The organism is Paractinoplanes toevensis (assembly GCF_018332695.1).
In the GTDB taxonomy this organism is placed as follows: Bacteria; Actinomycetota; Actinomycetes; order Mycobacteriales; family Micromonosporaceae; genus Actinoplanes; species Actinoplanes toevensis.
This window is the reverse complement of the sequence record NZ_BOQN01000148.1, coordinates 1-10,210: the sequence shown is the minus strand read 5'-3', so window position 1 is coordinate 10,210 and position 10,210 is coordinate 1. Positions and strand designations below refer to the sequence as shown.

Here is a 10,210-nt window from a genome sequence, read left to right as displayed (position 1 = left end):
AGACGGGCGGCGCGGAGACGGCCCGCACGGAGACGGGCGGCGCCGAGACGGCCCGCACGGAGACGGCCCGCACGGAGACGGCCCGCACGGAGACGGCCCGCACGGAGACGGTCAGCACGGAGACGGGCGGCGCGGAGACGGGCGGCGCGGAGACGGTCAGGCGACCGTTCCGGCTACTACCCAGATGGTCAGGACTGCCAGGAAGTCGCCTCGGGCGCCGGCCTCGTCGACGTGGGAGAACCAGTTGTCGCGCAGGCCCGGTGGGGTGTTCCAGGCCTCCGCCGGCACCATCGGGTTGACCATCGGCAGCACCACGGCGGCGGAGGCCGGGTCGCCGAAGAGGCACGTCACCGGGGTGGCGGTCACGTCGGTGAGGTGGGCGTCGACCAGGCGGCGGCGCAGGGTGCGGCCCATGTCGTGTTGCCTCGGGGTGAGGCGGCCGTACATGTCGGCCATGACTGTTGTGGCCAGGCGGGCCGGCACGCCGTCGAAGGCCAGCGACTCCCAGTCGGTGTCGATCAGGCAGATGCGGCCGCCGGGCCGGGTCACCCGGATCAGCTCGGCGATCGCCGTGTCCGCGTCGTCGACGTGTTGCAGCACCCGCTCGCACCAGACGCCGTCGAAGCTGTCGCTGGGCAGCCTCATCGCGGAGACGTCGCCCGTCATGTACCGCACGTTGCTGCCGTCGTGCCGCTGCAACGCGGCCGCGATGGTCGCCGCCGAGTAATCCAGCGCGATTACCTCGCCGCCGGTGCCGACCTTCGCGGCGAGCCACCGCGACACGTCCCCCGCGCCGGAGCCCGCGTCGAGCAGCCGGCCGCCCGGCTGCGGCCGCAACGCTTCCATCGCCGTCCGGCGCACCCGCTTGATCTCCGGATGGCGGCCCATCGCATCGAGCGCGGCGAGGAGCATCGCCGTCATCTCGCTGGGCTGGCTGTCCAGGTCGGCGAAGGGGGTGCGTTCCATCTGCGCGGGCTTCATGAGGCAAATGCTTACGCACGCGGCAGCATTTTCACGGGCAGCGGTCACTCATCCGACAGGAAGGATCACTACACGCACTCAGGTTGGGCACAGTTCGACCGAAGAAAGCTCGGTGTGGAAATGGCGGTCGTGGCTGGCGGACGGGAGTCTCAGCCGGATCCGGCTGGTGGCGCTCGTCGTCGGCGGCTTGGCGCTGCTCACCCAACTGGGTCAGCTCGGCAACGCGCTGCGCTCCCCGGCGTACATCCGCCTTTCGGGTGCCTGCATCGTTCTGATCCTTCTACTGCTGGTCGTTGCCTATCGTCGCGGCCGGTCGACGTGGTGGAGCGCGGCCCCGATCCCGATCCTGATCGCCGTCGGTGCCTCGGGCCTGGAAGATCCGCTGGCCGGCACCGCCATAGCCCTCGCGGCAACGGTTGTCCTGTCGCTCTACGGCTCGACGAAACTGTGGCTGACGCGCGTCCTGGGCTCGCTGATCGCGGTCCCCGCGGCGATCGCGATCTCCCCGCTCTCGGGGGACCGGATGATGCCGTGGAACTCTCCCACGGTGCTCGGCATCCTGCCGCAGATCGTGCTGATGGCGGTGCTGACCCGCGGCATCTACCTGTCGCTGGTCCGCCAGGAGCGCACCGCCGCACGGGAAGCGCTGCTGGCCCGGGCCGGGCTGGCGATGCTCGGTGTCACCGACGTCGAGCAGGTCCGCGAGGTGGGCCGCCGCACGGCCAACTCCCTGGTCGCCCTGACTCCCGACGTCACCATGCTGGTGCTGCGCCGGCACCCCGGCGGGCTCGTGGTGAGCACGGCCGCCGGTGCGCCGGACGGCATCCGCGGCCGCCGTCTCGGCATGGCGGCCGTCACCGACCCGACGACCTTCACCGAGTTGCTGCCCGGCTTCCGCGAGTGGCACATCGACGCGCTGGGTGCCGACCCGGCGATCGCCGACGTCTACATCGCCGTCGGCAGCCGGCGTCCGGTCGCCTCCGACGTGCTGGACGCTTTCCGTAACCTGTCGCACCAGGTCGTGCTGGCCGAGAACGGCTGCCACGCGCACGCCGAGCTGGAACACCAGGCCCACCACGACGAGCTGACCGCGCTGCCGACCAGGGCGAAGTTCATGCGCGCCATCGCCGACGCGCTCAACTGCGACCCCGGCGGCACGGTTGCCCTGCTGAACGTCGACCTGGACGACTTCAAGCAGGTCAACGACGGCTACGGCCATTCCGCCGGGGACGAACTGCTCGTCGCGGTGGCGGCCCGGCTGACGGCCGTGACGCGGGGTCGTGGGCTGGCCGCCCGGTACGGCGGTGACGAGTTCGCGGTGCTGCTCACCGACCTGTCCGGCCCCGAGGAGGCGGACGAGATCGCCGCCCGGCTCTGCGCCGACCTGGCCGTACCGATGGAGTTGACGGCGGCCACCGTGACGGTCGGTGCCAGCGTGGGTGTCGCCATGGCCGCACCGGGCATCACGGTTGCCGAGCTGACCCACCGCGCCGACCTCGCCATGTATGCCGCCAAGGCCTCCGGCAAGAACCGCGCGGAAGCCTTCGCCCACCCGTCGCCGAACCTGGCCGCCTGACCCGGCGGATCAGCGGGTGGGCTCGGCGCTGCCGGGCGAGGCCCGGATGTCGGCATTGTCGCCGACGGCCGCACCGCGCGTGCCGAGCGCGGTGGCCGTGTGGGTCATCCCGGAGTTCTCCGCCAGGTCATCGAGCAGTTCCTGGAGGGCCGGAGCGGTGTCCGGTTGCTCCTCCAGGAGGTCTTGAAGCCGGGTGGTCCACACCTGGGTCTGCTGCTCGCGGACCTGATCGACCTGGTCGGCCGGGGCCGCCGCCAACCGCTCGTGGGTGTCCTCCAGGCGGGCCTCGAGGATCGTCACCTGTTTCGGGTCCCCGCCGAACAGCCGCGCCACGCGATCCTTGGCCGTGTTCCAGACGTCGGTGGTGGCGGCTTCGACGACCGCGGTGCCGCCGGCTGCCCCGAGGGCGATCAGTGTCTCAGTCAGCATCAGACCTCCATAGTGACCATAGCCGGGCACGGCCCTTGATCAGCGTGGCCGGCGATCATGTGGCAGGCTTTTCGGAATGAGCGACGCGGTGCGGTTCGGGCTTGTCGGTTTCGGCAGCGGCGGGCGGATCTTCCATGCCCCGCTCCTGGCCTCGGCGGCGAATGTCGACTTCGTCGGCGTGGTCACGAAGTCGCCGGAGCGCCGCGCCGAGCTCGCCGAGCAACGGCCCACGGTGACCGCGTTCGACACCATCGCCGACATCGCCGCGGCCGGCGTCGAGGCGGTGGCCATCTCGACCCCGGCGGCCACCCACGCCGAGCTGGCGCTCGAGGCCATCGCCCACGGCCTGGCGGTGGTGGTCGACAAGCCGTTCGCGCTGGACGCCGCTTCCGCGCAGGGGGTCATCGACGCCGCCGCGGCCAAGGGCGTGCCGCTCAGCGCCTACCAGAACCGGCGCTGGGACTCCGACTTCCGCACCGTGCAGAAGCTGATCGCCGAGGGCGCGCTGGGCACGGTCCGGCGGTTCGAGTCGCGGTTCGAGCGCTGGGACCCGGAGCGCAAGATCGGCGCCGCCGGCGGCGGCACCCTGCTGGACTTCGGGTCGCACCTGGTGGATCAGGCACTCTTCCTGCATGGTCCGGCCATCCGGGTGTACGCCGAGATGCGCGGCAACAGCGATCTCGACGACGACTTCTTCGCGGCGCTGCATCACGTGAACGGGGTCGAGTCGCACCTGTGGGGCAGCTGGCGGCAGGCCGCGCCGGGCCCGCGGTTCCGGGTGTCCGGCTCGACCGGCGCCTACGTCATCGACAACGGCATGGACGGCCAGGAGGCGCTGCTCAAGGCGGGCAAGTCGCCGGCCGGGCTGGGCGACCGCTGGGGCGTGGAGCACGAGCACCGGTGGGGCCGGGTCTACCACGGCGAGACGAGCGCGCCGGTGGCGAGCGAGCGTGGCCGGTGGGACACGTTCTACCCGGCGTTCGCCCGGGCGGTGCGCGGTGACGGCCCGGTGCCGGTCGACCCGGCCGACACGGTGCGCGTGATGACGGTGCTGGACGCGGCCCGCCAGAGCGCCCGCAGCGGCGCGGCCGTCCAGCTCTGATCAGCCCGGCTCCGATCAGCCGGCTCTGATCAGGGGCGCAGGCCGTCCAGGGCGAGGGCGATCACCCGGTCGCGCTGGGTGTCGTCGACGAACGCGGCCGAGGTCAGGCCGGATACCAGGCGCAGCAGGTCGTCGAAGCTGACGTCGGTCCGCACCGCACCCGCCTTCTGGGCGCGCTCCAGCAGCGGTTCACCGGCGTCGTACATGGTGCGGCGGCAGGCGGCGAACATCTCCGACTCGCGGTTCAGCGCCTCGATGATGGCGCGCTTGGTCACGGCGTACGCAACAAAGCGGTTGAGCCACGCGGTGAGTGCCTCCCACGGCGGAAGCGAAGCGACCGCCGACGCGGCCGCGCTGAGCTGGTCGACCTCCTCGACGTAGACCGCCTCGAACAGGTCGCGCCGGGTCGGGAAGTTGCGGTAGAGCGTCCCGATGCCGACGCCGGCCCGCCGGGCGATGTCCTCCAGCGACGCCTCGGTGCCGTTCTCGGCGAACGCGTCGCGGGCCGCGGCGAGCAGCGCATCGAAGTTGCGCCGGGCGTCCGCCCGCTGCGGACGACGCACGGTAACCATAGTGACCCTCCCCACATGCTGGGGCCTTGCAAACCGGAGGCCCCCCTCCACTAATCTGGAGGCATGCCTCGACTTTATCAGTCCTCGCCGCGCGCCACCTTCACGGTGCTCGCCGCCGCGGCTGCCGCATTCTCGCTGATGCAGTCGCTGGTCACGCCGGTGCTGCCGACGATCCAGCAGGACCTGCACACGAGCACCGGAACGGTCACCTGGGTGCTGACCGCCTGGCTGCTCGCGGCCTCGGTGGCGACCCCACTGGTCGGCCGCATCGCCGACATGATCGGCAAGGACCGCGCCCTCCTGATGGCGCTGGCCGCGATCGCGGTCGGCTGCCTGGTGGCCGCGCTGGCGCCGAACATCGGCGTCCTCATCGTCGCCCGCGTCCTGCAGGGCCTCGGCGGCGCCGTCTTCCCGGTGTCGTTCGGCATCATCCGCGACGAGTTCCCGCCCCAGCGGGTGACCTCGGCGGTCGGCGTGATGGCCGCGGTCATCGCCACCGGCAGCGGCCTCGGCATCGTGCTGGCCGGCCCGATCGTCGGCGCCCTCGACTGGCGCTGGCTGTTCTGGATCCCGATGGCCGTGGTCACCGTCGTCGGGGTGCTGGCCTGGCGGGTGGTCCCCGCGTCGCCGGTGCGCACCCCCGGCAAGGTGAACTGGTTGTCCGCCGTACTCCTCTCGGCCTGGCTCGTCGCCCTTCTCCTCCCGCTCAGCAAGGGCACCGCCTGGGGTTGGGGCTCGGGCCGCACCATCGGCCTGCTGGTCGCCGCGGCGGTCCTGCTCGCCGCCTGGTTCGCCGCCGAGCTCCGCTCGGCCAACCCGCTGATCGACATGCGGATGATGCGCCTGCCGGCGGTCTGGACCACCAACCTGGTGGCCCTGCTCTTCGGCGCCGCGATGTTCGGCATCTTCGCCTTCCTGCCGCAGCTCATGCAGGTGCCGAAGGCTTCCGGGTACGGATTCGGGGCGACCGTCACCGGCGCGGGTCTGCTGATGCTGCCGATGCTGGTGACCATGGCGGTGTTCGGTTCGCTGAGCGGCCCACTGACCCGCTGGCTCTCCAGCAAGACGCAGCTGGTGATCGGCGCGGTGCTGGCCGCGATCTCCTGCTTCTCGCTGGCGCTGGCGCACTCCGACAAGGCGGCGGTGGCCGTGGCCGGCGGCGTCTTCGGCATCGGCCTGGGCCTCATCTACTCGTCGATGATCAGCCTGATCGTGCAGAGCGTGCCGATGCACCAGACCGGCGTCGCGTCCGGCATGAACACCAACATCCGCACCATCGGCGCCAGCATCGGCACCGCGATCGTCAGCTCGATCGTCACCAGCCACCCCGGCGTGGCCGGGCTGCCGGCCGAGTCGGGCTTCACCGAGTCGTTCCTGATCCTGGGCGGTATCGCGGTGGCCGCAATCGTGGTGGCCCTGCTGGTCCCGACCGCGAAGCGGGCGGTGGCGCCGGATCGCCCGGCCGAGGTGCTGCCGGAGTTGTCGCCGGTCGAGGTGTGACCTTTGTAAGAACAAGCGCAGCGCGAACACAGTTTGTCCGGACAAAGGGCAGGTGGGTATTTACCTACCTGCCCTCTGTCCTTACCGGTCAGCCGTTCCAGTCGCCGAAGACGCCCTTGATGGCGGTGCCGGTCGGGCCGTAGCCGAAGGCGAGATCGGAGTTCCCGCTGGTCAGCGTGTTCGACAGATGGAACGTCGCGTCCCGGGTGTCGTGATAGCCGATGGTCGTCGTGCCGTTGCCGTCGAAGTCACCGATGACCGGCTCGACCGCGGTGCTGACCGGCCCGAATCCGAACGCGTAGTTCGAACTCCCGCTGGTCAGCGCGTTCGCCAGATGGAACGTCGCATCGCGGGTGTCGTAGTAGCCGATGCCGTCCTTGCCGTCGCCGTTCCAGTCACCGGCCACCGGACGCACGGCCACGGTGGGCGGCCCGAACGAGAACGCGTAGTTCGAACTGCCGCTGGTCAGGTTGTTGGACAGGTGGAAGGTGCCGTCGCGCCCGTCCCAGTAACCGACGCTGTCCTTGCCGTTGCCGTCCCAGTCACCGACCACCGGCCGGATCGCGCTGTTGACCGGGCCGAACCCGAACGCATAATCCGAACTGCCGCTGGCCAGGTCGTTGGACAGGTGGAACGTCGCATCCCGGGAGTCGTAATAACCGACCCCGTCCCGGCCGTTGCCGTCCCAGTCACCGGCCACCGGCGTGATCGCGACGTTGGCCGGACCGAACCCGAACGCGTACGTCGAATTGCCGCTCGCATTCGTATTGCTCAGGTGGAATGTCGCGTCGCCGGAGTTGTAGTAGCCCACCGTCTGCGGGCTGCCGGCGGCACCGCCGCAGTTGCGGCTGGTCACGTTGTACGAGTTCTGGCCGCTGGCACCCATCGGGTACTCGACGCCGTTGAACGCGGCCGTGACGATCTCGCCGTTCTCCCCGTCCCCGTTGCCGTTGCTGTCGTAGAGCAGCTCGTAGTGCAGGTGCGGTTCGGTCGTGCCCACGTTGCCGACCTCGCCGATCTTCTGACCCTGCGCGACCCGGGTGCCGGGCGACACCGACCGCGTCCGCATGTGCAAGTAGACGGTGAACCACCCGTTGCCGTGGTCGATCTCCAGGCCGCCCGGGTCGAACCACTCGTGCACGGTGCCGCCGAGCGAGGCGAGGACGTTGGTGCCGGTGGTCGTACCGGAGAGGCTCTGCATGTCGATCTTGCGGTCGGCCGGGTTGTGGCTGGCGTAGCTGAACAGCACCCAGGTCTGGCCGCACGGCAGCGGCAGCTGGAAGAGCGGCTTGGCCGGCAGGGCCTGCGCCGGGGCGCCGAAGAGCGCGAGGAACAGGGCGAACACGGCCGCCACGGTGAGCGGTTTCCGAAGCATCGGAGTCCTTTCAGGAGAGCCGGAAGTCGGCGACTTTGAGGGATGACGGGGTCGTTCCGCGGGAGCGTTGCTGGTAGAAGACCGACAGCACGTCCTCGGTCTCGATCCGGGACCGGTCGACGAGCACCTCGCCGAAGGCGTTCAGGGCCGTCCCGTCGAACCGGACCGTCCAGTCGGTCCAGCCGCTCGCCGCGCTCGCGCTGACGATCCGGCCGTAGGGCATGACGAGGTAGAGGTTGTCGTGCGAGTCGAGGACCAGCTGGGACCGGTTGGTCGAGCCGAGCGGCTCCGGCACCTCGGCCTTGTGCCAAACCCCGGCCGCGTCGCGGAAAAGATGAAAGAGGCGGGCGTACGCGGCCCGCTGGCTCGCGTAGTTCGAGACGCAGGACAGGTAGCGCCCCGGCACATAGCTGATCGCCACGTGCGGGTTGCCGCCGGAGTCGACGTCCTGGCTCTCGTCGTTCATCAGGGCATGGTCGACGTCGAGCGGGTCGACCACGATGCCCGGGCTGTCCAGCGCCAGCTGCGGCGACCCGCCGGTGCGGGCCACCACGGCGCCGGCATCGTTGCGCCAGGTGCGGCCGCGGTCGTCGCTGTAGACGTACGCGGTGTCGTGGTTGGACAGGCCGCCGGGCCGGCAGAGCACCCCGGTCCCGCCCTCCCGCCAGGTGAACGCGGCGTGCAGACGGCCGGCCGCGTCGTAGGTGAAGCCGTGCGGGTAGAGGTTGCGGGTCGTACTGGTCGAGTAGGTTCCCGCGGCCGTCTGCCAGCGGCCGAGCGCGTGCCAGCCGCCACCGTCGTACTCGGCAAGTTCCTCCGTGCCGTTGCCCGACGCCCCCGTCCGGTAGCTGAGCTGCAGGACACCGCCGGGAGCGGAGAGGAACCGGGGATACGTGATCGCACCCAGGTCGATGCCGTCGAGGGTGCGCTGGATCGGCCCGAAGGCGGCGGCCGTCCAGGGGTGGTCGCCCGGCGCGGAGACCAGACCAGCCTCCGACTTCGCGTAGAAGACGGCGGTGTTGTGGGTGTCCATCGCCACGTGCAGGCGCCCGTCCGCCGTCGAGACGCCGAGCGAGATCGTGTTGTGCGAGTCGTTCACGGTGAGCTGGTGCGGCAGCGTCAGGGTCTGCCAAGCGCCGGACGGCAGCGAGCGCCGCCCCACGACCACCGAGCGGGTCGAGGTGTACCAGGCCGCGTACTGCCGGCCGGCGTAGCTCAGGATCCCGCTCTGCTGGAACGACTCGTTGTTGACCAACCCCTGGTAGGACTCGAAGTAGAGCGCCGAAGGGTCGAGGACCGTGTCACTGATCATGGTCACCGCGGGCGCGCCGGCCAGGGCCGGCGATCCCGGGACCGCCGCGACGAGGAGCATCACGGCGGCCAGGCAGAGGCGTACGAATCTCATCGGTCAGCCGTTCCAGTCACCGAAGACGCCCTTGATGGCGGTGCCGGTCGGCCCGTACCCGAAGGCGAGATCGGAATTTCCGCTCGCCAGCTCGTTGCTGAGGTGGAACGTCGCGTCCCGGGTGTCGTGATAGCCGATCGTCGTCGTGCCGTTCCCGTCGAAGTCACCGACCACCGGCTCGACCGCCGTGCTCACCGGCCCGAACCCGAACGCGTAGTTCGAGCTGCCGCTGGCCAGGTTGTTGGACAGGTGGAACGTCGCGTCCCGGGTGTCGTAGTAACCGATGCTGTCCTTGCCGTCCCCGTTCCAGTCACCGATGACCGGGCGGACCGCCGTGGTGGCCGGCCCGAACGAGAACGCGTAGTTCGAGCTACCACTGGCCAGATTGTTGGACAGGTGGAACGTCGCATCGCGCGAGTCGTAGTAGCCGACGCTGTCCCTGCCGTTGCCGTCCCAGTCACCGACCACCGGCCGGACAGCGCTGTTCGCCGGGCCGAAGCCGAACGCATAGTCCGAACTGCCACTGGCCAGGTCGTTGCTCAGGTGGAACGTCGCGTCGCGCGCGTCGTAATAGCCGACGCTGTCCTTACCGTTGCCGTCCCAGTCCCCGACGACCGGCGTGATCGCACTGTTGGCCGGGCCGAACCCGAACGCGTACGTCGAACTGCCACTCGCATTGGTGTTGCTCAGGTGGAATGTGGCGTCGCCCGAGTTGTAGTAGCCCACCGTCTGCGGGTTGCGGCTGGTCGGGGTGCACGGAACGGTGACACCGCGGGCGAGCAGATAGTCGGCCGGGTTGATGCCGCTCGCGTCACCGGCCGTGGCATAGGTGCGCAGATGCAGGTGCGGGCCGGTGGCCTCACCTTCCTGGCCCATCAGCGCGATGCGCTGCCCGGCGGTGACGGTGACGCCGACCGCAACATCGCGCTGATACATGTGGCCGTACTCGGTCATGCTGCCGTCGGCGTGCTTGATCCGGATCCACTGGCCGTAGCCCTGGGCCGGCCCGGAGGCGGTGACGGTCCCTGCGCCGACCGCGTAGATCGGGGTGCCGAGCGCGTTGGCGATGTCGATGCCGTCGTGCCCGCTGTGGTAGCCCTGCGAGATCGACCCGGCCGCCGGGCACCGAGCCGCATAGGCAGCCGAGGCTCGGCCCGGAATCGCAAGGACGCCGAACGTTAGCGCCACCAACGTTAGGACGACTAACGTTAGGCTTACGAACGTTCGTCGGGCGAACGTTAGGGGCATGAACGTTAGAGGGACGAACGTT

9 protein-coding genes are annotated in these 10,210 nt (G+C 70.2%); 3 read left to right on the top strand and 6 right to left on the bottom strand.

The window, feature by feature from the left end; all coding sequences use genetic code 11:
* Positions 1-156: 156 nt before the first annotated feature.
* Complete coding sequence (locus Ato02nite_RS46570; RefSeq protein WP_213013162.1) at positions 157-981, bottom strand: methyltransferase domain-containing protein; 825 nt, start codon at positions 979-981, stop codon at positions 157-159.
* Between the two features lie 112 nt (positions 982-1,093).
* On the opposite strand from Ato02nite_RS46570, the gene Ato02nite_RS46565 reads away from it, so the two are divergent.
* Entirely contained in the window at positions 1,094-2,557 is a 1,464-nt protein-coding gene (locus tag Ato02nite_RS46565) for a GGDEF domain-containing protein (protein WP_213013161.1), read from the top strand.
* A 9-nt stretch (positions 2,558-2,566) separates the two neighbouring features.
* On the opposite strand, the gene Ato02nite_RS46560 is transcribed toward Ato02nite_RS46565, so the two are convergent.
* Positions 2,567-2,986 carry a hypothetical protein gene (locus tag Ato02nite_RS46560; protein WP_213013160.1) on the bottom strand — a complete coding sequence of 140 codons (420 nt, stop codon included), beginning with the start codon at positions 2,984-2,986 and terminating at the stop codon, positions 2,567-2,569.
* Between the two features lie 76 nt (positions 2,987-3,062).
* Here Ato02nite_RS46560 and Ato02nite_RS46555 point away from each other — a divergent pair, with 76 nt between their 5' ends.
* Entirely contained in the window at positions 3,063-4,088 is a 1,026-nt protein-coding gene (locus Ato02nite_RS46555; RefSeq protein WP_213013159.1) for a Gfo/Idh/MocA family protein, read from the top strand.
* A 29-nt stretch (positions 4,089-4,117) separates the two neighbouring features.
* Here Ato02nite_RS46555 and Ato02nite_RS46550 read toward each other — a convergent pair whose 3' ends face one another.
* Complete coding sequence (locus tag Ato02nite_RS46550; RefSeq protein ID WP_213013158.1) at positions 4,118-4,660, bottom strand: TetR/AcrR family transcriptional regulator; 543 nt, start codon at positions 4,658-4,660, stop codon at positions 4,118-4,120.
* Between the two features lie 63 nt (positions 4,661-4,723).
* On the opposite strand from Ato02nite_RS46550, the gene Ato02nite_RS46545 reads away from it, so the two are divergent.
* Positions 4,724-6,160 (top strand): MFS transporter, encoded by a 1,437-nt coding sequence (locus Ato02nite_RS46545; protein WP_213013157.1) that lies wholly within the window; start codon positions 4,724-4,726, stop codon positions 6,158-6,160.
* Positions 6,161-6,248: 88 nt separating this feature from the next.
* On the opposite strand, the gene Ato02nite_RS46540 is transcribed toward Ato02nite_RS46545, so the two are convergent.
* Genes Ato02nite_RS46540 through Ato02nite_RS46530 form a run of 3 tightly spaced genes read right to left on the bottom strand, consistent with a single transcriptional unit; the run spans position 6,249 to position 10,128 of the window.
* A complete protein-coding gene (locus Ato02nite_RS46540) occupies positions 6,249-7,535 on the bottom strand; it encodes a M23 family metallopeptidase (protein WP_213013156.1) in 1,287 nt (428 codons plus the stop codon).
* A gap of 10 nt (positions 7,536-7,545) precedes the next feature.
* The gene (locus Ato02nite_RS46535) at positions 7,546-8,940 is read right to left on the bottom strand and encodes a BNR repeat-containing protein (RefSeq protein ID WP_213013155.1); all 1,395 of its coding nucleotides are present in this window, start codon (positions 8,938-8,940) and stop codon (positions 7,546-7,548) included.
* Positions 8,941-8,943: 3 nt separating this feature from the next.
* Complete coding sequence (locus Ato02nite_RS46530; RefSeq protein ID WP_213013154.1) at positions 8,944-10,128, bottom strand: M23 family metallopeptidase; 1,185 nt, start codon at positions 10,126-10,128, stop codon at positions 8,944-8,946.
* Between the last annotated feature and the right edge of the window lie 82 nt (positions 10,129-10,210).

Excerpts from the sequence above, each read along its gene's own strand:
- Ato02nite_RS46570 (WP_213013162.1), bottom strand. The coding sequence starts at position 981 with ATGAAGCCCGCGCAGATGGAACGCACCCCCTTCGCCGACCTGGACAGC.
- Ato02nite_RS46560 (WP_213013160.1), bottom strand. The coding sequence starts at position 2,986 with ATGCTGACTGAGACACTGATCGCCCTCGGGGCAGCCGGCGGCACCGCG.
- Ato02nite_RS46555 (WP_213013159.1), top strand. The coding sequence starts at position 3,063 with ATGAGCGACGCGGTGCGGTTCGGGCTTGTCGGTTTCGGCAGCGGCGGG.
- Ato02nite_RS46550 (WP_213013158.1), bottom strand. The coding sequence starts at position 4,660 with ATGGTTACCGTGCGTCGTCCGCAGCGGGCGGACGCCCGGCGCAACTTC.
- Ato02nite_RS46545 (WP_213013157.1), top strand. The coding sequence starts at position 4,724 with ATGCCTCGACTTTATCAGTCCTCGCCGCGCGCCACCTTCACGGTGCTC.
- Ato02nite_RS46540 (WP_213013156.1), bottom strand. The coding sequence starts at position 7,535 with ATGCTTCGGAAACCGCTCACCGTGGCGGCCGTGTTCGCCCTGTTCCTC.
- Ato02nite_RS46535 (WP_213013155.1), bottom strand. The coding sequence starts at position 8,940 with ATGAGATTCGTACGCCTCTGCCTGGCCGCCGTGATGCTCCTCGTCGCG.